Origin of the sequence: Micrococcus sp. NPDC078436, from assembly GCF_040702705.1 — a bacterium.
Taxonomy (GTDB): domain Bacteria; phylum Actinomycetota; class Actinomycetes; order Actinomycetales; family Micrococcaceae; genus Micrococcus.
The window spans coordinates 155,116-180,561 of record NZ_JBFBLX010000002.1; the positions used below are offsets into that span (position 1 = coordinate 155,116).

24 protein-coding genes are annotated in these 25,446 nt (G+C 74.9%); 1 reads left to right on the plus strand and 23 read right to left on the minus strand.

The annotated features are described in order from the left end of the window. Positions 1–50 precede the first annotated feature (50 nt). From AB0302_RS02305 to dinB, 22 genes are all read right to left on the minus strand, one after another. Positions 51–1,028, minus strand: coding sequence for an RluA family pseudouridine synthase (locus tag AB0302_RS02305; protein ID WP_298711268.1), 978 nt, complete (start codon positions 1,026–1,028; stop codon positions 51–53). A gap of 5 nt (positions 1,029–1,033) precedes the next feature. Continuing rightward, positions 1,034–1,492 carry a signal peptidase II gene (gene lspA / locus AB0302_RS02310; RefSeq protein WP_366370438.1) on the minus strand — a complete coding sequence of 153 codons (459 nt, stop codon included), beginning with the start codon at positions 1,490–1,492 and terminating at the stop codon, positions 1,034–1,036. 74 nt (positions 1,493–1,566) lie between these two features. Further along, on the minus strand, positions 1,567–2,196 hold the full coding sequence (locus AB0302_RS02315; RefSeq protein ID WP_298711271.1) for a DivIVA domain-containing protein: 630 nt from the start codon (positions 2,194–2,196) through the stop codon (positions 1,567–1,569). A 125-nt stretch (positions 2,197–2,321) separates the two neighbouring features. Next, positions 2,322–2,612, minus strand: a complete 291-nt coding sequence (locus AB0302_RS02320) for a YggT family protein (RefSeq protein ID WP_366370439.1) — start codon at positions 2,610–2,612, stop codon at positions 2,322–2,324. 7 nt (positions 2,613–2,619) lie between these two features. After that, positions 2,620–3,240 carry a cell division protein SepF gene (gene sepF / locus AB0302_RS02325; protein ID WP_366370407.1) on the minus strand — a complete coding sequence of 207 codons (621 nt, stop codon included), beginning with the start codon at positions 3,238–3,240 and terminating at the stop codon, positions 2,620–2,622. A gap of 111 nt (positions 3,241–3,351) precedes the next feature. Then, positions 3,352–4,131 carry a YggS family pyridoxal phosphate-dependent enzyme gene (locus tag AB0302_RS02330; RefSeq protein WP_366370440.1) on the minus strand — a complete coding sequence of 260 codons (780 nt, stop codon included), beginning with the start codon at positions 4,129–4,131 and terminating at the stop codon, positions 3,352–3,354. A gap of 49 nt (positions 4,132–4,180) precedes the next feature. Next, positions 4,181–5,011 (minus strand): polyphenol oxidase family protein, encoded by an 831-nt coding sequence (locus AB0302_RS02335; protein WP_366370408.1) that lies wholly within the window; start codon positions 5,009–5,011, stop codon positions 4,181–4,183. Then, entirely contained in the window at positions 5,008–6,267 is a 1,260-nt protein-coding gene (gene ftsZ / locus AB0302_RS02340; RefSeq protein WP_298711282.1) for a cell division protein FtsZ, read from the minus strand. The genes AB0302_RS02335 and ftsZ overlap by 4 nt, the downstream gene beginning before the upstream one ends. Positions 6,268–6,578: 311 nt before the next feature. After that, entirely contained in the window at positions 6,579–7,328 is a 750-nt protein-coding gene (locus tag AB0302_RS02345; protein WP_319076125.1) for an FtsQ-type POTRA domain-containing protein, read from the minus strand. Positions 7,329–7,357: 29 nt separating this feature from the next. Next, positions 7,358–8,842: a UDP-N-acetylmuramate--L-alanine ligase gene (gene murC, locus AB0302_RS02350; protein WP_366370409.1), complete on the minus strand. Its 1,485-nt coding sequence runs from the start codon at positions 8,840–8,842 to the stop codon at positions 7,358–7,360. After that, a complete protein-coding gene (gene murG, locus AB0302_RS02355; protein WP_298711290.1) occupies positions 8,839–9,972 on the minus strand; it encodes an undecaprenyldiphospho-muramoylpentapeptide beta-N-acetylglucosaminyltransferase in 1,134 nt (377 codons plus the stop codon). The genes murC and murG overlap by 4 nt, the downstream gene beginning before the upstream one ends. Next, the gene (ftsW, locus tag AB0302_RS02360) at positions 9,972–11,366 is read right to left on the minus strand and encodes a putative lipid II flippase FtsW (RefSeq protein WP_366370410.1); all 1,395 of its coding nucleotides are present in this window, start codon (positions 11,364–11,366) and stop codon (positions 9,972–9,974) included. Before ftsW ends, murG begins: the two co-directional genes overlap by 1 nt. 32 nt (positions 11,367–11,398) lie before the next feature. After that, complete coding sequence (gene murD, locus AB0302_RS02365) at positions 11,399–12,979, minus strand: UDP-N-acetylmuramoyl-L-alanine--D-glutamate ligase (RefSeq protein ID WP_366370441.1); 1,581 nt, start codon at positions 12,977–12,979, stop codon at positions 11,399–11,401. A gap of 14 nt (positions 12,980–12,993) precedes the next feature. Then, the gene (gene mraY, locus AB0302_RS02370; protein WP_298711296.1) at positions 12,994–14,121 is read right to left on the minus strand and encodes a phospho-N-acetylmuramoyl-pentapeptide-transferase; all 1,128 of its coding nucleotides are present in this window, start codon (positions 14,119–14,121) and stop codon (positions 12,994–12,996) included. Continuing rightward, positions 14,118–15,641, minus strand: a complete 1,524-nt coding sequence (gene murF, locus AB0302_RS02375; protein ID WP_366370411.1) for a UDP-N-acetylmuramoyl-tripeptide--D-alanyl-D-alanine ligase — start codon at positions 15,639–15,641, stop codon at positions 14,118–14,120. The genes mraY and murF overlap by 4 nt, the downstream gene beginning before the upstream one ends. Beyond that, positions 15,638–17,380, minus strand: a complete 1,743-nt coding sequence (locus tag AB0302_RS02380) for a UDP-N-acetylmuramoyl-L-alanyl-D-glutamate--2,6-diaminopimelate ligase (protein ID WP_366370412.1) — start codon at positions 17,378–17,380, stop codon at positions 15,638–15,640. Before AB0302_RS02380 ends, murF begins: the two co-directional genes overlap by 4 nt. Positions 17,381–17,418: 38 nt before the next feature. Then, on the minus strand, positions 17,419–19,242 hold the full coding sequence (locus AB0302_RS02385) for a penicillin-binding protein 2 (RefSeq protein WP_366370413.1): 1,824 nt from the start codon (positions 19,240–19,242) through the stop codon (positions 17,419–17,421). Beyond that, positions 19,242–19,841 carry a hypothetical protein gene (locus AB0302_RS02390; RefSeq protein ID WP_366370414.1) on the minus strand — a complete coding sequence of 200 codons (600 nt, stop codon included), beginning with the start codon at positions 19,839–19,841 and terminating at the stop codon, positions 19,242–19,244. Before AB0302_RS02390 ends, AB0302_RS02385 begins: the two co-directional genes overlap by 1 nt. A 20-nt stretch (positions 19,842–19,861) precedes the next feature. Next, complete coding sequence (gene rsmH / locus AB0302_RS02395; protein ID WP_366370415.1) at positions 19,862–20,887, minus strand: 16S rRNA (cytosine(1402)-N(4))-methyltransferase RsmH; 1,026 nt, start codon at positions 20,885–20,887, stop codon at positions 19,862–19,864. 157 nt (positions 20,888–21,044) lie between these two features. Next, positions 21,045–21,476 carry a division/cell wall cluster transcriptional repressor MraZ gene (mraZ, locus tag AB0302_RS02400; RefSeq protein ID WP_248117707.1) on the minus strand — a complete coding sequence of 144 codons (432 nt, stop codon included), beginning with the start codon at positions 21,474–21,476 and terminating at the stop codon, positions 21,045–21,047. 395 nt (positions 21,477–21,871) lie between these two features. Then, a complete protein-coding gene (locus tag AB0302_RS02405; protein WP_319076108.1) occupies positions 21,872–22,246 on the minus strand; it encodes a DUF3040 domain-containing protein in 375 nt (124 codons plus the stop codon). Between the two features lie 82 nt (positions 22,247–22,328). Next, the gene (dinB, locus tag AB0302_RS02410; protein WP_298985444.1) at positions 22,329–23,600 is read right to left on the minus strand and encodes a DNA polymerase IV; all 1,272 of its coding nucleotides are present in this window, start codon (positions 23,598–23,600) and stop codon (positions 22,329–22,331) included. Between the two features lie 36 nt (positions 23,601–23,636). Here dinB and AB0302_RS02415 point away from each other — a divergent pair, with 36 nt between their 5' ends. Next, a complete protein-coding gene (locus AB0302_RS02415; protein ID WP_366370416.1) occupies positions 23,637–24,758 on the plus strand; it encodes a polyprenyl synthetase family protein in 1,122 nt (373 codons plus the stop codon). Between the two features lie 44 nt (positions 24,759–24,802). Here the strand turns inward: AB0302_RS02415 and AB0302_RS02420 are convergent, their stop codons facing one another. Further along, positions 24,803–25,201 carry an Rv2175c family DNA-binding protein gene (locus AB0302_RS02420; RefSeq protein ID WP_343281957.1) on the minus strand — a complete coding sequence of 133 codons (399 nt, stop codon included), beginning with the start codon at positions 25,199–25,201 and terminating at the stop codon, positions 24,803–24,805. Between the last annotated feature and the right edge of the window lie 245 nt (positions 25,202–25,446).

The following is a 25,446-nucleotide window of genomic DNA, read 5'->3' on the forward strand; positions in this document are numbered from 1 at the left end:
GCGGGACGGGCCCGGCGGGCGTCGGGCCTGCGGTCTCCGGTCCCCGGCGGTCAGTCCCGTTCGCCCGCGGCGTCGGCGGCGTCGTCGCCGCGCAGCGCCGCCAGCGCGTGGGCGAGGTCGTCCGGGTAGGGCGAGGTGATGCTCACGGGCTCCCCCGTGACGGGGTGCGGGAAGGAGAGGTGGTGGGCGTGGAGCCACTGCCGCGTGAGCCCCAGCTCGGCGGCCAGGCGCGGGTCGGCGCCATAGGTGAGGTCGCCCACGCACGGGTGCCGCAGCGCGGAGGTGTGGACGCGGATCTGGTGCGTGCGCCCGGTCTCGAGGTGCACCTGTAGCAGCGTGGCGCGGCCGAAGACCTCGAGGGTCTCGTAGTGCGTCACGGAGGGCCGTCCGCCCTCGAGCACGGCGAACTTCCACTGGTGCCCCGGGTGGCGGCCGATCGGGGCGTCGATCGTGCCCGCAAGCGGGTCCGGGATCCCCTGCACCACCGCGTGGTAGACCTTGTGCGGCACGCGCTCGCGGAACTGGTCCTTCAGGGCGGCGTACGCGCGCTCCGTCTTGGCCACCACCATCACGCCGGTGGTGCCGACGTCGAGCCGGTGCACGATCCCCTGGCGCTCCGGCGCCCCCGAGGTGGTGATGTCGTAGCCCAGGCCCGCGAGGCCGCCGACCACGGTGGGCCCGTTCCAGCCCGGCGAGGGGTGGGCCGCCACGCCGGTCGGCTTGTCCACGGCGAGCAGGTGCTCGTCCTCGTGCAGCACGGTCATCTCGTCCACGGCCTCTGCCCTCACTTCCAGCGGATCGGGATCGTTCGGCAGGTCCACGGCCAGGGTCTCCCCCGGCACCGCCCTGGCCGACTTGGCGAGCACTCGGTCCCGACGCCCGCCGCGCGTCTCGGCGCGGACGAGCCCGCGCGCGAACCAGTCCGCCAGCCGTGCGCGGGACACGCCGAGGGCCTCCGTGAGGACGGCGTCGGCGCGCCTGCCCGCCTGCTCGGCCGTGACCTCCACGCGCCGCACGCCTGCGCCCATGCCGCTCACGCCTCGCGGGTGCCGTCGAGCCGGCGGCCGGTCACCAGCAGCAGGCACACGAGGATCATGGAGCACACGATGAAGGAGTCGGCCACGTTGAAGACCGCGAAGCGGGGCACGGAGATCATGTCCACCACGTGGCCCTGGCCGAACGACGGCGGCCGCAACAGCCGGTCCGTGAGGTTGCCGAGCACGCCGCCGGCCAGGCCGCCCAGGGCGAGCGCCCACGGCAGCGAGCGCACGCGGGCGATCTGCACGAGCGCGACCACGGCGACCACGGCCTGGATGAGGGTGAAGACCCAGGTGTGCCCCTCCCCGATCGAGAAGGCCGCGCCCGGGTTCAGGATGTAGTGCCACCGCAGCAGACCCGGGATCACGACGATCGACTCGCCGAGCTCCATGGTGCGCTCGACCCACAGCTTGCTCAGCTGGTCGAGCGCGTAGGCGAGCACGGCGAGGGTCAGGGCGACGCCGACGGCGCGGCGGCCGGAGACCGCCGCGCGGGGGGTGCCGTCCCCGGCCCCGTCGAGCGCTGTGCTCACGCGGTCTCCCCGCGGGGCTCCACCCGCTCCTGGGATCGGATCTCGCGCAGCTGCCCCTCGATGTAGGCGGTCAGGCGGAGGCGGTAGTCGGTCTCGAAGCCGCGCAGCCGCTCGACCTCGGACTCCAGCTCGGAGCGCTGGGAGGCCAGCTCCGCGAGGGTCGCTGCCTTGGTCTCCTCGGCCTGGCCGAGCACCTCGGCGGCCGTGGCCTCGGCCTCGGCGATGAGCGCGGCGCGGCGCTGCTCGCCGTCGGCCACGTGCTCGTCGTGCAGCCGCTGGGCCATGGCGAGCACGGCGGCCGCCGAGGAGCCGGCCTGAGCAGGCCCGTCGGACGCGGCGGGTGCGGCCGTCTCCTCGGCCTCGAGAGCCGCGGCCTCCGCCTCGCCGGCGGCCAGCACGAGCTCCGGGCGCTCCTGCGCGGGGGCGTCGCCGGGCGCGAACGAGACGCCCGCCTCGGGGGCCTCGACGGCCCCGCCCGCGCGCAGCCGCTCGATCTCGGCGTGCAGGCGCTTGAGCTCCTCCGCGACCGCGTCGAGGAAGTCGTCGACCTCGTCCTGGTCGTACCCCTCCCGGAATTTGGTGTGCTGGAACTGCTTGTTGAGCACGTCTTCCCAGGTCAGAGCCACGGAGGGGCACCCTTCTCTCGCGCGCGCCGAGCACCGGCACGGCCCGCGGTGGTGGGCGCGGCCGACTGCGCGCGCCTCAGGTCGTCACCGCACGATACCACCGGGTGCCGCGGCGACTCCGGGGGTCAGCGGGCGAGGGCGAGCACCAGGACGCGCAGCAGCACCACGGCCATGAAGACCACCAGGAAGGCCACGTCGAGGCTGACGCCGCCGAGCCGCACCGGCGGCATGCGCCGCCGCGCGGTGTCCAGGAGGGGATCCGTGACCGCGTAGATGCCGCTCGCCACGACGAGGACGGCACCCGAGGGCCGCCACGAGCGGGCGAAGGACTCGGTCACGTCGAACACGATGCGGACCGTGAGGGCCGCGATCACGAGCGTGAGCGCGAGGTAGACGAGGGCGAGCAGCAGGTCCACGGCAGCCTCAGTCGGCGTCATACGGCGCGTCGGCCTCGGCCGACTCTGCGGTGTCCGCGCCCACGACCTCGACCGTGGCGGGGGTCAGGAGGAAGACCTTGTTCGTGATGCGTGCGATCGAGCCGTGCAGGCCGAACACGAGGCCCGCGGCGAAGTCCACGAGGCGCTTGGCCTCGTTCTCCCCGAGCTCCGTGACGTTCATGATCACCGGCATGCCGGTGCGGAACGCCTCGCCGATCGCCTTGGCGTCGTCGTAGGAGCGGGGGTGGACGGTGGAGAGGGTGCGCACGGGGGCTCCTTCGGCCGACGAGGCGGCGGCTCGCTTGATGGGGGTGACGGGAGCCCGGTAGCCCTGGTCCGCCGGCTCGGGCCGCGCGGCCCGCCGGACCTCGGTGGGCTCGGACACCACGGGGGCGGCGGTGGAGCCGGCGGCGTGGGCGGGCGGCTCCACACGCGCGGGAGCCTCCTCAACTGCGGGAGCCTCGTCCGACACCGGGGCACGGCGAGCCTCCACCACGTCGCGGCGGGAGACCTCCTCGCGCGGAGCGGCGGTGCGCTCGTGCTCCTCGTACTCCTCGCCGTCGGCGAGACCGAGGTAGATCATCGTCTTCTTCAGTGCGCCAGCCATGACTCTTCCTTCACCACGTCCTGCGATCCGCCGGGGCGCGGATCGCCGTCGTTCGTCGCCCGCGCACGGGGCGCGGGGTGTCGCCCGCCTCGCGGGCATGCCCTCCCCACGTTATCCCACGGCGCCGCGCGCGCCGAGGACGTCCGAGCCGATCCGAACGTGTGTCGCCCCCGCACGCACGGCGGCCTCGAGGTCACCGCTCATGCCCATCGAGAGCCGGTCGGCCTCGGGGTGGGCCGCCCGCAGGTCGCGGCCGAGACGGGCCAGGCGGCGGAAGGACTCCTCCGCGTCGAGTCCGCGCGGGGCCACGCACATGAGCCCGCGCAGGGCGAGCCCCTCGACGGCGGCGATCCGCTCGGCGATCGCGGAGGCGTCCTCGGGGGACGCCCCCCCGCGCGGTCCGATGCCCTCCGGGCGCTCGTCGTCGGACCGCGGGTCCACGTCCACCTGGACGAGGCACTCGAGGTCGGGCACGCCGTCCGCTCCCCCGTCCTCCCGCTCGCGCCGCAGCACCACGGCGCGGGAGAGCGCGTCCGCGAGCTCGACGCGGTCCACGGAGTGCACGGCGCTCGCGTACCGCACGACGAGCTTGGCCTTGTTGGTCTGCAGCTGGCCGATGAAGTGCCACCGCGGGGCGTCGGCGCCGAGCGCCTCGGCGACCTCGGCCGCCTTGGGCCGGGCCTCCTGGTCGCGGTTCTCCCCCACGTCACGCACGCCGAGGCGCGCCAGCCGGGCGACGTCGGCGGCCGGGTGGGTCTTGGTCACCACGATCAGCTCGGGCACGTCGGCGCGTCCGGCCTCGGCCGCGGCCCGCGCGATGCGCGCACGGACGGCGTCCAGCGCGGCGGCCAGCTCAGCGGTGCGGGCATCGGCGGCACCGTCGCCGTCGATGGGGACGTCCCCGGTGCCGGCATCGGGGGTGCAGGTGCCGGCGGGGCGCTCAGCCACGCTGCGCCTCCCCGGTGGACGCGTCCGCGGGGGTGCGCCACACGAGCCCGGCGAACCGGCCTCGGCCCGGCGCCCGCCGGTGGGAGAAGAGCCGATCGTCCTCGAGGGTGCACGCCCGGACGCGCTCCACGGCGGCACCCAGGGACGCGAGGACGGCCTCGGCGCCGGCCGGCAGGTCGAGCGCGGGGGTGCCCCACGAGGTGCGCGAGGCGACGACGGGGATCCGCTCGGCCGCGTCGGCGCACATCTGCGGGGGGACCTCGTAGCAGTCCCCGCACACGCCGGGACCGATCCACGCGCGGATCCCCGGGGCCTCCCGGTCCTCCGCCGGGCGGAGGGAGAGGAGGCGCGCATGCGTGTTCTCCAGGACGCCGCCCAGCAGGCCGCGCCGGCCCGCGTGCGCGACCGCGGTGGCGCCCGTGCGCTCGTCCATGAGGACCACCGGGAGGCAGTCGGCCACCATGACGGCGAGGGGACGGGTCCCGTCGCGGCTCACCGCGGCGTCGGCGGTCACGGGGACGTCGTGCTCCCAGCCGCGGCCCTCGGCCCACACCACGTCCGCCGAGTGGACCTGGTCGAGGTAGACGGTGGACCCGGGCGTCACGCCCATCTCCGCCTCGAGGGCGCGGCGCGCCGCCGCGACGTCCGCGCGTGCGGCGGGGGCGTCCGAGTCCAGGACGTGGAAGGCGAGGCTGCCCGCGTCCACGGACGTCCACGCCACGTGCACCGCGCTCCCCCGGCCGTCTGCCGGGAGGTCCACACGGTGCACGAAGGGGCCGGAGCGGCCCACGACGGTCCCCTCCGGCCCCTTCGAGGCGGTCACTTCAGGAAGTCCGGCACGTCCAGGTCGGACGAGCCGGCGCCCAGGTCGGGCTCGACGACGGTGGGCAGCTCGGGACGCGGGCGGGACTGCTGCTGGCCCTGCTGGCCGGACTGCGTCGGGACCGTGCCCGGCACCGCGGCACGCTGCGGCTGCTGCTGGGTGTATCCCTGCGGAGCCGACTGCTGCGGGGCCTGCTGCTGCTGCGTGGACGGGGCCTCGCGCTGCTGCGGCAGCTGCTGCGCCTGCTGGTAGGAGGAGGACTGCGCCTGCGGGGCGGGCTGCTGGTAGGCCTGCGGGGCGGAGGTGGCGTCCACCTGGTCGAACCCGGCGGCGATCACGGTGACGCGGACCTCGTCGCCCAGGGCGTCGTCGATCACGGCGCCGAAGATGATGTTGGCCTCGGGGTGCGCGACCTCCTGGACGAGGCGCGCGGCCTCGTTGATCTCGAACAGGCCGAGATCGGAGCCGCCCTGGATGGAGAGCAGCACGCCGTAGGCGCCGTCGATCGAGGCCTCGAGCAGCGGGGAGGCGATGGCGAGCTCGGCGGCCTTGACGGCACGGTCCTCGCCCTGCGCGTGGCCGATGCCCATGAGCGCCGAGCCCGCGCCCTGCATCACGGACTTCACGTCCGCGAAGTCGAGGTTGATCAGGCCGGGGGTGGTGATGAGGTCGGTGATGCCCTGCACGCCGGAGAGCAGGACCTGGTCCGCCTGACGGAACGCGTCCATGACGGAGACGTTGCGGTCCGAGATGGAGAGCAGGCGGTCGTTCGGGATGACGATCAGGGTGTCGACCTCGTCCCGCAGCGCGTCGATGCCGTTCTCCGCGGAGCCCGCGCGGCGGCGGCCCTCGAAGGTGAACGGGCGGGTCACGACGCCGATGGTCAGCGCCCCGAGCGAGCGGGCGATGCGGGCCACCACGGGGGCGCCGCCGGTGCCGGTGCCGCCGCCCTCTCCGGCGGTCACGAAGACCATGTCCGCCCCGCGCAGGACCTCCTCGATCTCATCGGCGTGGTCCTCGGCGGCCTGGCGGCCCACCTCGGGGTTCGCGCCGGCACCGAGGCCGCGGGTGAGCTCGCGGCCCACGTCCAGCTTCACGTCCGCGTCGGACATCAGGAGCGCCTGTGCGTCCGTGTTGATCGCGATGAACTCCACGCCGCGGAGCCCCACCTCGATCATGCGGTTCACGGCGTTGACGCCGCCGCCGCCGATGCCGACGACCTTGATGACGGCCAGGTAGTTCTGGGGTGCAGCCACGGTGTTCAGTCCCTTTGCTCGGAATCGCGATGTCCACGCCCGACGGGGTACGGACCCCTTGACGAGCCGCCTTCAAGCTCAGCTTGAATGATGCCGCTCACGCGCGTTCAGGACCACCGTACTGGCACGGGCGCGGCCAGCGCAAAGAAATCCGCATCACGGCGGGGCTCGCGCGTGTCGTTGTTCAACCTTCACGTGAGAGTCGAACTTTAGGCCCTCGTCGGAGCAGGTCGAGCGGGGGCGCCGGTCCGTCGCGCACAACCTTCATCTTCACTTTCACCTTGAGACCCCGTCGCCCTCGGGAAGCCGCGTCAGCGGGTGATCGGCCGCTCCGGGACCGTGACGTCCAGCTCCTTCACACGGCGCAGGTCCGGGCCGCCGCCGTCCTCGTCCAGGAAGGCCTCGACGACGTCCCCCTTGAGGTCGGCGTGCGAGTCGTCTCCCCACACGAGGACCGTGCCGCCGTCGAGCCCGAGCCTCACCTGCCCGGGCGTGCCCGCGCCCACCGTCTCCACGCGGGAGCGGACCGCGTCCGGCAGCGTGGTGAGGACGCGGGCCGCCTCGGCGCGCACCGCCTCGTCCCCGCCGGGCAGGGGATCCGCCATGGAGGGCAGCGCGCCGACGCCGGGCGCCTCGTCCGCGATGCCGGACAGGACGGAGCCGTCCGCGAGCAGCACGTCGACCCCGTCCCCCGCCTCCTTCCGCGCCACGGGGGTCTCCTCGCGCACGACCACCTCCACACCGGTGGGCGGCTGGGCCACGGAGCGCACCTCGGCGATGCCCGGGACGTCCGCGAGCAGGCCCTCCACCCGGCCCGTCCCGATGCGCGGCAGCGGCTCGCCCCGCAGCGGCTCGAGACGGCGCTCGACGTCGGCCCGGTCCACCAGCCGCGTGCCGGTCACCGACACGCGGTCGACCGCGAGGACGGGAGAGAAGAACAGGATCCAGGCGACGAGGGCCAGGAGCGCGGCAACGCCGGCGCCGATCGCCCAGCGGGCGGCCCGGCGCTGGCGGGCGCTGCGCCCGGGGAAGCGGACCACCGTGGACCCGGCGTCCCCCACGGGAGGCAGCGGACGGCCCGGCCGCTCGCTCACGAGGCGGGGGAGGACGCCGTGCCCGCGTCGTCGGCCAGGGCCGCCACGAGGTCGGCGCCGTGGGCGGTGACGTCGCCCGCGCCCATCGTGAGGATCACGTCGCCGTCCGCCGCACCGCGGGCCAGCTGGGCCACGGCGGCGGCGCGGTCCTCCGCCACGGCCCGGTCTGCCGGGTCGGCGGTGGTCAGGCGGGACGCGATGAGCGAGGAGTCCACCCCCTCCATCGGCTGCTCGCGGGCCGCGTACACGGGCAGCACGCGCACGACGTCCGCTTCGGAGAGCGCCGAGGCGAACTCGGCGGCGAACTCGCGCGTCCGGGAGAACAGGTGCGGCTGGAAGAGCACGTGCACGCGGTGCCCGTCCGCCACCGCACGGGCCGCCGAGACGGCGGCCGCCACCTCGGTGGGGTGGTGCGCATAGTCGTCGAAGACGCGCACGCCGCGGCCGGCGCCGCGGAACTCGAAGCGCCGGGCGGTGCCTCGGAAGGCCTCGAGGCCGCGTACGGCGTCCTCGAACGCCATGCCGGCCTCGACGGCGGCGAGCGCCACGGCCGCCGCGTTCAGGGCGTTGTGGCGTCCCGGCACCAGCAGCCGGACCTCCGCGGAGGTCCCGTCGGCGAGCGTGAAGCGGGCGCGCTGGCCCACCCCCGACTCCCCCGGCTCCACCGTGAGGTCCGAGACCAGCAGGTCCGGACGCACTCCGTCGCGCTCGGCGGAGCCGTAGGTGAGGACCCGCGCCGCGGTGTGGACCCGCACCCACGCGGCCAGGGCGGCCGCGCCGTCGTCGTCCAGGCACGCCACGAGTGCTCCGCCGTCCGCGGCGGCCGGCAGCCCGGCCGCGAAGTCGCGGAACACCTGGTGCACCGCCTCCTCCGTGCCGTAGTGGTCCAGGTGGTCGGCCTCCACGGTGGTGACCACGGCGATCGTGCTGGGGTAGTTCACGAGCGTGCCGTCGGACTCGTCGGCCTCCGCGATGAACCACTCGCCCCGGCCGGCCTGGGCGTTCGTGCCGAGCCCGGCGACGGCGGCGCCGACGGCGAACGTCGGGTCCCAGCCCGCGGAGGAGAAGGCCATCGCCGCCATGGACGAGGTCGTGGTCTTGCCGTGGGTGCCGGCGACGGCGAGCACCCGGTGCCCCGCCATGGCGAGGGCGAGGCCCTCCGAGCGGTGCAGCACGCGCAGGCCGCGCTCCACGGCGGCGTCGTGCTCCGGGTTGCCCGGGCCGGCGATCGAGGAGGCGATCACGGTGGTGACGTCCTCCCCCACGTGCTCGGCCGCGTAGCCCACCGTGATGCGGGCCCCGCCCGCGGCGAGCTCGCGCATGACGGGCAGGTCCTTGGCGTCCGACCCGGAGATCGCGACGCCCTGGTCCTGGAGGATGCGCGCGACGCCGGAGACGCCGACGCCGCCGATCCCGAGCAGGTGGACGCGGCCAAGGTCGGCGAAGCGCCCCTCGGATGCGGGGGTGGTCTGGTGGCTCATCGCCGTGCTCCTTCCTGGGCCGCCGCGCGCACGAGGCCGGCCATCGTCACGTCCGCGTCCCGCACGCCCAGGCGCGCGGAGGCCTCCGCCATCGCGGACAGGCGCGCGGGGTCGGTGGCCAGGGGGATCAGCTCGCGTCGGACCCAGTCCGCGCGGAACATGTCGTCGCGCACGAGGAGGGCGCCGCCGGCCTCCACCACGGGCCCAGCGTTGAGCGCCTGCTCGCCGTTGCCCACGGGCAGCGGGACGAACACGGCGGGCAGCCCCACCGCCGAGACCTCGCACACCGTGCCGGCGCCGGAGCGGGCGACCATGAGGTCGGCGGCGGCGTAGGCCTGCTCCATGCCGCTCAGGAACTCGCGCTGGACGTAGCCGTCGCGCTGGACCCGGTGGCCGGCGTCGTCGGTGAGCTCCTTGCCTCGGCCCGTGAGGTGGAAGACCTGCAGGCCCGCTCCGAGGAGGTCGTCCAGCGACTCGCGCACGGTGCGGTTCACGGCCAGCGCACCGGAGCTGCCTCCGGTCACCACCACGGTGGTGCGCTCCGGGTCCAGGTCGAGCTCGGCGCGGGCGGCGGCCCGTGCGGCGCTGCGGTCGAGGCCTGAGATCTCCGGGCGCATGGGCATCCCGACCCACTCCGCGCGCGGCAGGCGGGTCTGGGGCAGGGCGGTGCCGACGCGCGAGGCCCGGCGGGCGCCGAGGCGGTTGGCCAGCCCCGGCTTCGCGTTGGCCTCGTGGACCACGTACGGGATGCCGGCCCGCTGGGCGGCGAGGTACATCGGCGTGGCGACGTAGCCGCCCACGCCCACGAGCACGTCCGCCTCCCGCTCGGCGAGGATGCGGCTCGCCGCGCCGATGGCCGCGCGGAAGCGCCCCGGAAAGCGGACGACGTCCATCGAGGGGCGTCGGGGCATGGGGACGCGGTCGATGAGGTCCAGCTCGAAGCCGGCCTCGGGAACCAGGCGGGTCTCCATGCCGGAGGCGGTGCCCACCATGGTGCACACGGCGGGGGCCTGCCCCTGGTCCGCCCCCAGGGCACGGGCGATGGCGAGCATGGGCGAGATGTGGCCGGCGGTGCCGCCGCCGGCCAGGACGACGCGGAGCGGACGGTCGGTCTCGGGGATCTGCGGCATCAGGACTCCTGCGGTGCACGGGTGGGGGAACGGACGAGCGGGATGGGATCGGTCTCCGGCTCCGCCGAGTCGGTGTGCGCCCGGGAGGCGGGCCGGGCGTCCGGCACGGCGTCGGCCGCCGGCCCGTCGTCGAGGCCGGCGGCGCCGTCGTCGTCGTGGGCCAGTGCCCGCAGCTCTGCGGCGCGCTGGCGCTCGTGGCGGGCGAAGGAGAGGACCACGCCCACCGCGGCCAGGGACAGCGTGAGCGCCGAGCCGCCGTAGGAGATGAACGGCAGGGGCACGCCCACCACGGGGATCATCCCGGAGACCATGGCGATGTTCACGAAGGCCTGTCCCACGAGCCACGCGAGGATCCCCCACGTGGTCAGGCGGATGAACGTGGACGTGGTGCGGGCGGCCACGCGGTACATGCCGACGGCCAGGGCGGCGAACGCCAGGATCACGGCGAGGGTGCCGACGAGGCCGAGCTCCTCGCCCAGGATGGTGAAGATGAAGTCGTTCTCCGCCTCCGGGATGTAGCTCCACTTCTGGCGGGACTGGCCGAGGCCCACCCCCCACCAGCCGCCAGAGGCGAGCGCGAACATGCCGTGGTCCGGCTGGAAGCACGGGTCCGTGGGGAAGTCGCAGATCCCGCGCCACGCCTGCACGCGCACCATGCGGTGCTGGGCGAACACGGTCATCAGGATCGCCCCCACCGTCACCACGGCTCCGGAGACGAGGAACACCCCCCGGTGGGTGCCGGCCACGAAGAGGACGGTCATGAGGACGAGGGCGAGGATGAGGGCGGTGCCGAGGTCCCGGCCGGCGAGCACGAGGCCGATCAGGAGCGCGGCCATGGGGAGCACCGGCAGCAGCGCGTGCTTGACGTGGGAGATGAGGCGGGCCTTGCGTTCCAGCACGGCCCCGCTCCACAGCGCGAGGGCGAGCTTGGCCGCCTCCGAGGGCTGCATCCGGAAGCCGCCGATGCCGAGCCAGTTGCGGTTGCCGCCGACCTCCACGCCCAGCGGGGTGAAGGCCACGAGCACCAGGAGCAGGATCGCCATGCCGATCGCCGGCCACGCCAGCGCCTTCAGCACCCGCAGGGGCGTGAGGGAGAACCCGATGAGCACGGCCACGCCCACGCCGGCCCACATGAGCTGGCGCAGGAACAGGTCGTAGGAGCCTCCGCCGGTGCCGATGGCCTCGACCGAGGACGAGGAGAGGACCATCACGAGGCCCAGCACGGTCAGGAGGGCCGCGCTGGTCCCGATCAGGAACGCGGAGAGGTCCAGGGCGCGGGCGCCCTCCAGGCCCGCCCAGACCCGGGTCATCGGACTGCCGGGGCGGGCGGGACGGCCCGGGGCGCCGTGCGCTCCGCGCGTCGCCGCCGGGCGGCTCGGTGCGGTGTGCGGCATGGTGCTCCTCGGGGTGGCGGTCGGTCGGGTGGTCAGGACGGGTCCGGGGCGTCGGGGCCGGGGCCCTCGCCGTCCACGTCCCAGCCGTGCTCCTGCATCAGGGCCGCGACGGAGGCGATGAAGCTGTCTCCGCGCTCGGCGTACGAGCGGAACTGGTCCATGGACGCCGCGGCCGGCGCCATGAGGACGGTGTCCCCCGGCCGGGCGAGCCTGTCCGCGAGCCGCACGGCCTCGGCCATGACGGCCGGGCCGTCCGGCGATCCGGCGCCGTCGGCAGCCGCCAGCGGCGCGTGGACGGGCACGTCCGGGGCGTGGGCCGCGAGGGCCGCGCGCAGCACGGAGGTGTCCGTGCCGAGCAGGACCACGGCGCGCAGCCGCCTCGCGTGCGTGCTCACGAGCTCGTCGAAGGTCACGCCCTTGGGCAGTCCGCCCGCGAGCCAGACGATCGAGGTGAACGCGGCCAGGGAGGCGTCGGCGGCGTGGGGGTTCGTGGCCTTGGAGTCGTTCACCCACATCACGTCGCGGGAGGTGGCCACGAGCTGGATGCGGTGCTCGCCGCGGTCGTATCCGCGCAGGCCCTCCGCGACGGCCTCGGGGCTCACGCCCACGGCACGGGTGAGCGCGGCGGCGGCCGCGGCGTTCGCCACCGTGTGCTTCGGGGCGACGGTGCCCAGGTCGGAGCGCGCGGCGAGGGCGACGGCCTCGTGCCGGCGGTTCTCGGTGAAGGCGCGGTCCACGAGGATGCCGTCCACCATGCCCACCGTGGACAGCCCGGGGGTGCCCGTGGTGAAGGCGATTGCGCGGCAGCCCTCCTGCACGTCCGCGCGCTCCACGAGGGTGCGCGTCAGGGCGTCGGCCTCGTTGTAGACACAGGCCACGCGAGCGTTCTGATAGACCTTGCCCTTGTCCGCGGCGTAGGCCTCCAGGGAGCCGTGCCAGTCGACGTGGTCCTCGGCGAGGTTGAGCACGGCGGCGGCGGCCGGGGCGAGGCTGTGCGTCCAGTGCAGCTGGAAGCTCGAGAGCTCGAGGGCGAGGACGTCGAAGCCCTCGGGGTCGCGGACGGCGTCGAGCACGGGCGTGCCCACGTTGCCGCACGCGATCGCGCGGCGCCCGTCGGCGCGCAGGATGGCCTCGACCATCGTCACGGTGGTCGTCTTGCCGTTGGTGCCCGTGAGGCAGACCCACTCGGCGGTCGGGCGGCCGGGCCGCTCCCGCGCGCGCCACGCCAGCTCGATGTCCGACCAGATCGGCAGGCCGGCGGCGTGCGCCTCCATGAGCAGCGGCTGGTCCGGGCGCCAGCCCGGGGAGGTCACGACGAGGTCCGCCGGCTCCCCGGCCACGGCGGGCAGGGAGCGGGTCGCCTCGGCGTCGAGGAGCACCTCGGAGACGCCGACGATGCGCAGGGTCTCCGCGCGGGCCTGGTTCTCCGGGCCGTCGTTGCCGTCCACCACCGTCACGACGGCGCCGAGCTCGGCCAGCGTGTCCGCCACGGAGAATCCGCTGACGCCCAGCCCGGTGACCACGACGCGCAGGCCGCGCCAGCCCGGCGCGTCCCACCCGTGCAGGGACTCCGTGCGGGGGGTGTCCGCACGGGGGCTCAGCACGGGGCCCATCCCCTCGACGGCGCTCACGGGGTCACCCCGGCGAGGCCGCCCTGGGCGAGCAGCCACTCGCCGTAGAAGACGGCGAGGGCGGCGATGACGCACATCAGCGCCACGAGCCAGAACCGGACCACCACGGTGACCTCGGCCCAGCCCTTCAGCTCGAAGTGGTGCTGCAGCGGCGCCATGAGGAACACGCGCTTGCCGCCGGAGATCTTGAACCAGCCCACCTGGATGATCACGGAGAGGGTGATGGCCACCATGAGGCCGGCGAGCAGCACCACGAGGATCTCGGTGCGCGTGAAGATCGCGAAGCCGGCGAGGGCGCCGCCGAGGCCGAGGGAGCCGGTGTCGCCCATGAAGATCTTGGCCGGCGAGGTGTTCCACCACAGGAAGCCGAGCAGCGCGCCGGTGAGCACGGCGGCCAGCAGGGCGAGGTCCATGGGGTCGCGGACCTCGTAGCACCCGGGCGCTCCGCCGAGCCCGCAGTGCTGGCTCGCCTGGAACAGGGACATGAGCACGTACGCGCCGGTCGCCATGGCGGTCGCGCCCGTGGCCAGGCCGTCCAGGCCGTCCGTGAGGTTCACCGCGTTCGTGGTGGCGGTGGTGATGAGGTTGGACCAGATCACGAACAGCACCACGGCCAGCACGGGGCCGGCGAAGGCGAGGTCGAGCCACGGCACGTCGCGCACGAAGGAGACCGCGGTGGAGGCGGGGGTGAGGCCCCGCTCGTCGCGGAAGTTCAGGGCCAGCAGCGCGAACGCGGTGCCGATCAGCGCCTGCAGGATGATCTTGCCGCGCGCCGTGAGGCCGAGGGACTGCTGCTTCGTGATCTTCGTGAAGTCGTCCACGAAGCCCACGAACGCCATGCCGACGGTCAGGAACAGCAGGATCAGGCCCGACGCCGTGGGGCCGGCCATGGGGCTGCCGATCAGGGCGAGCACCGCGTGCGTGAGGAGGTAGCCGAGCACGAGCGCCCCGATGATCACGGCGCCGCCCATGGTGGGCGTGCCGCGCTTGGTCTTGTGCGTGGTGGGACCGTCGTCACGGATGAACTGGCCGTACCCCTTCCGCACGAGGAACCGGATGAACAGGGGGGTGCCGACGATCGAGAGGATCAGGCCGAGGAGGCCACCGACGAGAAGGCCGATCACGGGCGGGGCTCCTTGAGAGACGGGACGGAGGGGGAGGCGGAGGGGTCGACGTCCGCGGTCGCGAGCCGCTCGCCGAGGGCGGCTAGACCGACCCCGTTCGAGGACTTCACGAGCACGATGTCGCCGGGCTCGAGGCGCGCGGCGAGGAACGCCTCGGCCTGCGCGGCGTCGTCCACGAAGTGGGCCTCCTCGCCCCAGCTGCCCTCGTTGAGGGCGGCGAGGTAGAGGGGGCGCGCGCCGGCGCCGACCACGAGCAGCTGGGCGATGTTCAGGCGCACGACGGACTCGCCCACGAGGGTGTGCTCGCGCACGCGGGCGTCGCCCAGCTCGAGCATCTCGCCGAGGACGGCCCACGTGCGGCGCCCCGTGGAGCGGCCGAGCGTGGCCAGGGTCCGCAGGGCCGCGCGCATGGACTCGGGGTTGGCGTTGTACGCGTCGTTGATGACCGTGACGCCGTCCGCGCGGTCCGTGCGCTCCATGCGGAAGCGGCTCGTGGGGCCGAGCCCGTCGAGGACGCGGGCGATCTCGGCGGGCTCCATGCCCGCGGCGTGGGCGGCCGCGGCCGCCGCGAGCGCGTTGGAGGCGTGGTGGGCGCCCGTCAGGCCCGAGCGGACCGGGTGGCGGGGCGCGTCGAGGTCGGCGCCGACCTGGAGGTCGAACTCGGGACGCTCCTCCGCGTCCATGCGCAGGTCGCGGGCGGCCACGAGGGCGGCGGCGCGGCCCGCGGCGACGTCCTCGGCCACGGAGGCGAGGGCGTCCTCGTCGGCGGAGAACCAGGTGACGGGGGCCTGGGTGCGGGAGGCCATCGCGGCGACCTTCGGGTCGTCCCGGTTGAGGATCGCGACGCCGTCGGCGGCCAGCGCCTCGACGAGCTCGCCCTTCGTCGTGGCGATGTTCTCCACCCCGCCGAAGCTGCCCGCGTGGGCGGTGCCCACCATGAGCACCACGCCGACGTCCGGCTGCACGATGTCGCACAGGTAGGCGATGTTGCCGACGTGGTCGGCCCCCATCTCCACGATCAGGAAGCGCGTGTCCAGCTCGGCGCGGAAGGCCGTCAGCGGCACGCCGACCTCGCCGTTGAAGGATCCGACGGGGGCGACGGTGGGGCCCTGCGTGGACAGCAGGGCCGCCAGCAGGTCCTTCGTCGTGGTCTTGCCGGCCGAGCCGGTGATCCCGACGACGGTGGTCTCGGAGTGCGCGCGGATGCGGCGGATCACCTCGCGGGCGAGGGCGCCCATCGCGAGCACCGCATCCGGCACGACGATCGCGGGATGCTCCGCGCCGTCGGGGGCGCGGGTGACGCGCTCGGCCAGCACCGCGGAGGCGCCGGCGGCGAGGGCCGCGTCGATGAAGTCGTGGCCGTCGGCGCTCTCCCCCGGCTTCGCGATGTAGAGCGTGCCGGCCCCCTCCACCTGCCGGGAGTCCGGGGTGGCGTGCACGAGCACGGTCTCGGGGTCGAGGGCGGCGGTGAGCGCGCCGGAGACGGCGTCGGCGATCTGGGCGGCGGTGAGAGCGATCATGACGGGTCGACCTTACCCCCGGAGGACGCCTGCGACCGGCCCCTCGTGCGCTCGGCCAGCGCGGAGCGCAGCTCGACGCGGTCGTCCAGCGGCACGGCCACGCCGTCGAAGTCCTGCTCCGTCTCGTGGCCGCGGCCGGCCACGAGGATGCCGTCCGCGTCCCCCGCGAGCTCCACGGCCCGCCGAATCGCCGCGGCGCGCGGGACGACCTCCTCCACGAGCACCGTGCGGCCCTCGGCCGCCGCACGGGCGGCCTGCTCGCGGGCACCCGCGAGCACGTCGCCGCGGATGGGCGCGGGGTCCTCCGAGTGGGGCGTGTCGTCCGTGACGATCACGACGTCGGCGTGGTCGACGGCGATCCGCCCCATGAGCGGACGCTTCGTGACGTCGCGGTCGCCCGTGGCGCCGAAGACGATGAGCGTGCGCCCCGTCCGGCCGCCGGCCGCGCGGGCGTCCGAGAGGGAGGTGAGCGCCTGGACCATGCCGTCGGGGTTGTGGGCGAAGTCCACCACGGCGTCCGGCTCGCGCCCCACGACCTCCATGCGGCCGGGGACGGCCGCGGCGAACGGGCCCTCCCCCGCCGGGACGTCCAGCACGGCCTCGAGCGCGTCCAGCTGGTCCTCTCCGACGGCGTGCAGCACCAGGAGGGCTGCGAGCGCCGCGTTGGCCGCGTTGAAGCGCCCGGGCAGGCCCACGGAGGCCCGCAGGACCCGCCCCGACGCGGCGTGGTGCAAGGTGAACCGGTGGCCGAGGCCGTCCGGCGTCAGCTCCGTGATCGCCCAGTCCGCGCGGAAGTCCGGGTCCTCCTCGGCGAGCGCGCCGGGCACGGGGGCCGCGGGGCCGAGCGCGAGCGTGGTCACAGGCGCCTGCGCGGCCCGTGCCATGGCCAGGCCCCAGCGCGGGCCCTCGCCGCCGTCGACGGTGATGACGGCGCGGTCCGTGCGGTCGGCGTCGAAGAGCCCGGCCTTGGCCGCGAAGTACTCGTCCATGGAGCCGTGCAGGTCCAGGTGGTCCTGCGTGAGGTTCGTGAAGCCGGCCACGGCGTACCGCAGCCCCGCGATGCGCCGGTAGGAGACGGCGTGCGAGGAGACCTCCATGACCGTGGTGTCCACGCCCTCCTCACGCATGAGCGCCATGAGGGCGTGCAGCTGGGTGGACTCCGGGGTGGTGAGGGTGGAGGGCACCGTGCGCTCCCCCGCGCGGGTGAGGATGGTGCCGATGATCCCGCTGCGGCGCCCGAGCGCCTCGAGCAGCGCGGCGGCGAGGAAGCTCGTGGTGGTCTTGCCGTTCGTGCCCGTCACGCCCACCAGTCGGGGCCCCGCATCCAGGCCCCGGCCGTAGACCGCCGCCGCCGCCACGCCGGCGGCGGTGCGCACTGACTCCACGTCCAGGACGGGCACGGCGTCGCGACCGGCCTCGGCCAGCAGCCGCACGCCGGCGGCGTCGGTGAGAACGGCGCGGGCGCCCGCGTCGAGGGCGGCCCCCGCGAACGCGGCGCCGTGGGCACGCGCACCGGGCAGGGCGATGTAGAGGTCGCCGGGGCGGACGACCCGTGAGTCGAGGGCCGCCCCCGTGAGGCCCGCGGCGGGCGCCTCGCCGTGCACGCGGGCAGGCTGCCCGGCGGTCTCGAGAGCGCTCAGGAGGGCGTCCCACGGCAGCGGGTCCACGTGCGCGGGTCGGAACGCCCCGTCCTGCTCCGCCGGGCTCAGCGGCGCCTCGGGTCCGGGCGTCTGCGTCATGGGGTGCTCCTCCGTGCTCGTCACTGTCTGTCCTCGCGTCACCACGGGCGCTCCTGCGGGTCGTCCACGAACACACGGTAGTCGTGGGGGTCCGCCCCGGTGGCGGGGACGTTGGCCTGGCGCAGCATGTGCTCCATGATCCGCGCGGCGGCCTCCGCGGCCACCTTCGAGCTGCCGCCTGCCGTGGGGCGGTGCAGGGACACCGAGACCACGAAGCGCGGGTCGTCCAGCGGCGCCACCGCCGTGAAGCCGTAGTTGTACCCGTCGTAGCGCCCGGTCTGTCCGGCGGCCTCGGCGGTGGAGGACTTGCCGCCCACGCGGTACCCGGGGATCGCGGCGGCCTCGCTCGTCCCCTGGGTGATCACCGTCTCCATCATGCGCAGCATCTCTGCCGCGGTGTCCTCGGAGACCACGCGGCGCGGCGTGCGCCCGTCCTCCCAGCGCCGCTCCGCCCCGTCCGCGTCGACGGCCGCGTCGATCAGCCGCGCGGGCATGAGCATGCCGCCGTTGGCGAGGGCCTGGTACATCTGGGCGGTGTGCAGGGTGGTCTGCGTGTAGCCCTGCCCGAAGGCCGTGACGAGGCGCTGGCGGCCGTCCCACGCGGAGGGCGGGACGAGCACGGACGTCGCGGGCGCGGGAAGGCCGAGCGGGATCGGCTGGCCGATCCCGAAGGCGCGCATCGCGTCGTACCGCTGCTGGTCCGTGAGCCGCTCCGCGATCTGGACCGTGCCCGTGTTGTACGAGCGCGCGAAGATGCCCGCCGCCGTCATGTCGAAGGTCGGATGCCGCCCGGCGTCGCTGATCGTCTGGCCGTGGAAGTCCATCCGGTTGGGGACGGTGAAGGCGTCCTCCGGCTCGACCACGCCGGCGTCGAGGGCCGCAGCCAGCGTGAGGGCCTTGCCCGTGGACCCCGGCTCGTACGGCGTGGTGAGCGTGGTGGGCGTGCGGAAGCGGGCGTCGGTGGCGTCCGGCTCCGCCGGGTCGACCGTGGTGGAGTCGGCCATGGCCAGCACGTCGCCGGTGCGGGCGTCCATCACGACGGCGTTCGCCCACTCCGCCTGGTGCTGGGCCGCGAGGGCGCCCATCTGCTCCTGCGCGTACCACTGGGCGTCCTTGTCCAGCGTGAGGCGCAGGTCCGCACCGTCCACCGCGGGTGTCTCCTCGTACTCCGCGTTGGGGATGCGGATGCCGTCCGCGCCCACTTCGAAGGTGCGCGTGCCCTCCGTGCCGGACATGACGGCGTCCTGGCTGAGCTCGAGGCCCTCGAGGGGTTCGCCGTCGCCGCCCATGAAGCCCACGACGCTGCCGGCCACCGCCCCGTTCGGATAGGTCCGACGGTCCACCGGATCGGCCAGGACGCCGGGCACGCGGACGGCGAGCGCCCGCTCACGGACCTCGGGGGTGACGGAGCGCTTGACCACCGCGTAGGGACGGTCGCCGAGGGTGGAGCGGCGCACCTCCTCCTCGGAGAGCTCCAGCACCCCGGCGAGCTCCCGGAGCCGCTCGTCCACGCTCACCCGCTTCTCCCCGCCACTCTCCCGGTCCCACTCGTCGAAGTCCTTGACGAGGCGCTGGTCCACCACGATGTCGTAGCGGCGGACGCTGGCGGCGAGGACGTCGCCGTCGCGGTCGAGGATGGACCCGCGCTCGGGCTCGAGCGTCTGGGTGCGCAGCCTCTCGTCCATGGCCCTGGCGGCCTGGCCCGTGGGGTCCACGCCCTGCACGAAGAGGAGGCGGAGCGCGAGGGCGGCGAGGAGTCCCAACACCACCAGCAGGGCGGCTCGGGTGCGGACGGTGGGCAGTCCGGGCGCGGAGAGGACCCGAGACCCGCCGTGGGCGGGGTGGGGGGCGGAACGCGTCATCAGTCGACGGAGGGCCCCGGCTGGCCTGCGGCGGGCGCAGACGGCTCGCCGGAGGCAGGGGCGGACGCTGCCGGGTCGGCCGCGCCGGCCCCCGTGCGCGGCGCGGGGATGCGGCCCTCGGCGTCCGCGGGGCCCGCCGCGTCAGCGCCGGCGGGCGGGGCGACGAAGGCGGCCGAGACGCTGCCGGTGCCCGCCCCGACGGCCTCGCCGGAGAACTCCCCGGTGGAGGCGTCCAGGGCCGCGGTGCCGGCGGGGGGCACCATGCCGAGGGCGTCGGCGCGCGCGGCGAGGTTCTGGGGTGCTTCGAGGTAGCCCACCTGCTCGGCCAGGCGCTCGTTGGTCTGCATCAGGGTCTGCTGCTCTGCGCGCAGCTCGAGCAGGGCGTACTGACGGTTGGAGAGCGTGATGTTGAGCACGAGGACGGCCGCGAGGGCCGCGACCAGCAGGCTCACGCAGAACACGACGAGCCCCGGTCCGGAGCGCGGCAGCGGGGCGGGGACGACGGAGAGGGGGGTGCGCGGCTCGGGGGCCCGCGGCGGGACCGCCTCGTAGGGCGAGACCGGGTGCAGCGTGGTCTCGATCCGCGCCTGTGCGCTCATGCCCAACTCCTCATACGCCGTCATTGCGGTGTCCTCGTCGCCCTGATCTTCTCAACCGCACGCACTTTCGCGGAGGAGGCACGGCGGTTCTCAGCGATTTCCCTGGAAGTGGGCTTCTCGGTGCCGCGGGTCAGCATGCGCACCACGGGCTCGTGCTCCTCCAGGACCACGGGGAACCCGGGCGGGGCGGTCGAGGTGGCCCAGGCGCTCAGGTGCCGCTTGGCGATCCGGTCCTCGAGCGAGTGGTAGCTCATCACGACGAGCCGGCCTCCCACGGCGAGGGCGTCCAGGACGGCCGGCACGGCGGCGTCGAGGATGTCGAGCTCCTCGTTCACCGCGATCCGCAGGGCCTGGAAGGTGCGCTTGGCCGGGTGGCCGCCCTTGGCGCCGGCGGAGACGGGCACGACATCCCGGATGACGTCCACGAGGCGGCCCGTGGTCTCGATGGGGGCCTCGTCACGGGCGCGCACGATCGCCGCGGCGATCGGCCCGGCGAACCGCTCCTCGCCGTCGCGTCGGATGATGCGACGCAGCTCGTCCTCGTCCAGGTCCGCCACCAGCGTCGCGGCCGAGCGCTCTGCGGTGGTGTCCATGCGCATGTCGAGCGGCGCGTCGTAGGAGTACGCGAAGCCCCGCTCCCGGTCGTCCAGCTGGTAGGAGGAGACGCCGAGGTCGTAGAGGGCCGCGTCTACGCGCCTCACGCCGGCGGCATCCATGGCCTCGTGAACCTCGTCGTAGGTGCCGTGGTGGGGGACGAGGCGCTCTGCGAGCTCCCCGAGGCGCTCCTGCGCCATGCGCAGGGCGTGGGGGTCGCGGTCGATCCCGATCACGCGCAGCGTGGGAAAACGGCGGAGCAGGGCCTGCGTGTGCCCGCCCATGCCCAGCGTGCCGTCGATCGCGACGGGGACGCGCCCGGCGTCGACGGCGGCCTGGACGGCGGGGGCGAGCAGGTCGACCACACGGTCGCGCATGACGGGGACGTGGCGGTCCTCGGGGCGGGGGGCGGAATCCGCGGAGCGGTCCGAGAGGGGGGCGTCGGCGTCCATGGGCGACCTCCTGCTCCTGCTCTCATCCATCGGTGGGACATGGTCCCTCGGGCGGGATCCCCATCCGTCCGTCGCCGTGCCTGGCCCAGGGGAAGGCGGGTCAGGTGCGGCGACGTCGGGTGGAGGTCTCACGCGGGGGAAGTCGGTGAGTCGGTGGTCAGAACACGCCGGGGAGGACGTCCTCGTCGGTCTCGGAGAACGCGGCCTCCTGCTCCGCCAGGTACTCGTTCCAGGACGCGGTGTCCCAGATCTCGACCCGGGTCCCCGCGCCGATCACGGTCACGTCCCGGTCCAGCCCCGCGTACTGGCGCAGCGGAGCGGGCACGGTCACGCGGCCCTGCTTGTCCGGGACCTCGTCCGACGCTCCCGAGAGGAAGACGCGGATGTAGTCACGGGCTTGGCGGGAGGACAGCGGAGCCGCCCTCATCTGCTCGTGGACCCTCTCGAACTCACGGGCGCTGAAGACGTAGAGGCACCGCTCCTGCCCGCGCGTCAGGACGAGTCCCTCGGACAGCTCCTCACGGAACTTCGCGGGGAGGATCAGCCGGAACTTCTCGTCGAGCCGGGGGGTGTAGGTCCCGAGGAACATGGCACCCCCCTGACTCGCCGAGTGGTCCCTCCCGACCAGAGTCGGGACCACTGCTCTCTCCTGTGCTCCACTTTACCCCACTTTCCCCCACCGACAACCCCCTCCTCCCACCGCGTCGGCGCGGCGTTTCCCGTCGGCCCGATGACGCCGCTCACCTCCGCGGAATCCCGCGGTCGTCGGCGGGTGGGGGGCGGTGGAGAGCCGCCCACTCCGGGACACGCCGATGAGCCCCAGGACGCCGCCGGCCCCGATCCCGGGGCGGGATCGGGGCCGATGGAGGGCCGAGGAGGCGGTGGAGGAGGAAAGTGGAGGGGTCTGGTGGAGGAGAGTGGGGACGGGGCGGCGCGAGGACGGACCGGATCTCCCGCACCGGCGGGCTCAGCGCGCCGGTGCGGTCACGGCTCGCGGCGCCGGCGCTCGTCCCAGCGCTGCTCGAGGCGGGACATGAACTCGCCCCGCCCGGCGTCCGGGGTCGGACGCCCGGAGCGCCCGGGGCGGGCGGCCTGGGCCGGCCCCCGTGCCGTGAGCACCAGGATCCCGGCGCCCAGCAGGAGCGTTCCCAGCACGCCGACGAGGAGGAGGTGGGTGGACACGCCCGCCAGGATGACGAGCAGGCCGACGACGCCGAGCACCGCCCCCAGCACGATGCGACGCACCGGGAGGGCGGGTCGCGACGTCTCCGCGAGCTGGGTGGCGAGGCGTGGGTCCTCGTCGTTGAGCTGGCGCTCCAGCTGGTCCAGCATGCGCTGTTCGTGCTCCGAGAGAGGCACTCCCGCTCCTTCGATCACAGGCGTCGTCCGTGAGGCCGCGGACGCGGGCGCACGGGGGCGCCGGGTCAGACCAGGATAGTGCTCACCGGACGGGCGTGCCAGGAGCCCCGCGCGAGTCCGGCCGCGGGGCCGGCAGCAGCGACGCCGGACGGACGGCCGCCCCCGGGAAGCGCCGGGCGACGGCGTCGGCGGCGGTCTCGGCCTCCGTCCAGGCCGACGACGAGGCCGCCGGCTCCTCACCCTCGGCGGGGAAGAGCGCGTCCTGCTCGAGGACGGGCTCCCCCGCTGCCGTCAGGCGCTCGGCCCGCAGTCCCACGAGACGGACGGGGTGACGGCGTTCTGCCAGCAGCTCGTCGGCCAGCCGCCGGCCCGCGGCCACGAGGTCGTGGGCGGCCGCGCTCGGCCTCGGCAGCCGTGCGGTGCGGGCGCGCACCAGGCCGCGAGGGTCCTTCAGGCGCACCGTCACCCCCGCGGCCTCCACGCCGTCGGCGCGCAGCCGCGCCGCGACCCGGTGGCCGAGACGCAGCAGCTCGAGGGCCACCGCCTCCCCGTCGGTGGGGTCGACGTCGAAGGTGTGGTCGGCGCCCACCGTGCGCGCCGCCGCGCGCGGGGCCACCGGGCGGGGATCACGGCCGCGGGCGAGCTCGGACCAGGCCGCGCCGGCGGCGCCGAACCACCCGCGCAGCCGCTCGGGGTCGGTCCGCGCGAGGTCGCCGATCGTGGCGATCCCCCGGGTCTCGAGCCGTCCCGCCATCACCGGGCCCACGCCCCACAGGTGCCCCACGGGCCGGGGGTGGAGGAAGGCGAGGGTGCGCTCGGGCGGGACGATCAGCAGCCCGTCCGGCTTCGCGGCGGTGGAGGCCATCTTCGCCACGAACTTCACGGCGGCCCCGCCCACCGTGCAGGGCAGGCCCAGCTCGTCCGCCACCCGACGGCGGATGAGCCGGGCGATGCGCTCGGGCGGTCCCAGCCGCCGTCGGGCGCCGGCCACGTCCAGGAACGCCTCGTCCACGCTGAGCTGCTCCATCACCGGGGTGACGCTCCCCAGCAGCGCCATGACCTCCGCCGAGACCGCACGGTAGACGTCCTGCCGCGGGGCCACCACCGCGAGCGGGGGGCACAGCGCCTTGGCGTGGGCGAGCGGCATGGCGGAGCGGACGCCGTACGCGCGCGCCTCGTACGAGGCGGAGAGGACGACGGAGCGCCCGATCGGGGACGCGACGGCCGCGGGCAGGCCCCGGAGCCCGGGCCGCTCCCGCACCTCCACGGACAGGAAGAAGGCGTCCATGTCCACGTGCAGGATCGAGGCCTCCCGCACGGGTGCGGCGGCGGCATCGGACGGGCGTGCGGGCATGGGTCGAGCCTAGTGACCGGCGGCTAGGGTGTGGGCATGCCCGACGCCGCGACCCTGAGCCCCTCCCCCGCCGACGCGCCCTCGCCGGACACCCACCGCGCCGCCGTCGCGGCCCGGCTCGAGGAGATCCTGGACCGACGGCGGGACGACGCGCGGGCGATCCACCCCGGGGCCGTGCCGGTGGTGGACGCCATCGCCCGGCTCACCTCGGGCGGCAAGCGCCTGCGCGCCGTGCTGTGCTGGCTGGGCTGGCGCGCCGCCGGCGCGGACCCGGCCGACCCGCGCATCGTGACGGCAGGGGCCGCCTTCGAGCTCTTCCAGGCGGCGGCGCTCATCCACGACGACATCCTGGACCGCTCGGACACGCGCCGCGGCATGCCCAGCGTGCACCGGCACTTCGAGGCGACGCACCGCGCGGCGGGATGGCGTCACGAGGCGGAGCACTTCGGCGTCTCCGCGGCCATCCTGGCCGGCGACGTGTGCCTGGCCCTGAGCGACGAGGCGTTCGCCGAGGCGATCGCCGGCTCGCCGCGGGCGGGCCGGGCTCGTGCGGAGATGGAGCGGATGCGCTTCGAGGTGATGGCCGGCCAGTACCTGGACGTCCTCGCGGAGATGACGCCCCCGGACCCGGATCCCGCCGAGGCCGTGCGTTCCGCGGCCACCGTCGTGGAGTTCAAGTCAGCCCGCTACTCGGCCGTGCACCCCCTCGCCCTGGGCGGGCTGCTCGCCGGGGCCGAGGACGCCCTCCTGGAGGCGTTCGCGGCGGTCTCGCTGCCGTTCGGCCTGGCCTTCCAGTATCACGACGACCTGCTGGGCGTCTTCGGCGACCCTGCCCTCACGGGCAAGCCGAGTGGAGACGACCTGCGGGAGGGCAAGCGGACGGTCCTGATCGCGCGGGCCGCGGCGCTCCTCGACCCCGCCGAGGCGGAGGCCCTGGACGCCGACCTGGGCGACGCCGACCTCGCGGACGACCGGGTGGCCCACTGGCAGCGCCGCCTGGAGGAGTGCGGCGCGCGCGCCGCGGTGGCGGCCGACGTCGACCGGCTCTCCGCCGAGGCGACCGCGGGGGTCGCCGCCTGGGAGGGGCTGGGCGTGGAGGACGCGGTCTGCTCTGCGGTGAGCGGGCTGATCGACGCGTTCACCCGCCGCTCCGCCTGAGGTGGGGCGCGCGCGGCACCACGGGAGGGCTCACCCGGCCGACGTCACCAGGCGAGTGCCTGCGCGCGCCGCCGCACCTCGGTCTTGTGTCCGCCGCGCAGCGCGTCGATCGGGCGGCCAGGGAGGGACTCGTCCGGTGTGAAGAGCCAGCGCAGGGCCTCGGCGTCGTTGTACCCGGCGTCCTGCAGGAGCACGAGCGTGCCGCGCAGGGAGTCGAGGATCCCCTCCTCGTCGAGGAAGAGCGCCGGGACGGCGCGCACCGCGGGATCGGGACGACGGACGGCGATGAGGCGGCGGTCCTTCACGAGGGAGTGCACGCGCGTCACCACGACGTCGAGCCGCTCGGCGACGTCGGGCAGCGCGAGCCACTCGCCCACGAGGGCATCGAGCTCGGCGGGGATGGCGTCGGCGGGGACGCGGGAGTCTGAGGAAGGAATGGTCACGCGTCAAGGGTACGCGCGGCCGCGGGACGCCTCCGGGCCCCCGTGACGGTGAATACAGGGTGAACTGCGAGTGACAATTGACGTCCGAGCTGCACAGAAATTCCTCAGCAATAGGGAATAGGAGATCAGATCACGTTCCGATAACATCGACGAGGTCGCACGGCACGACGGGGAGGGCTCACGCTCCCCCACTCCGCCCGACTGCTGGGGAACCCCCGGCGCTTCCCCACCGCCATGTCCCGCAT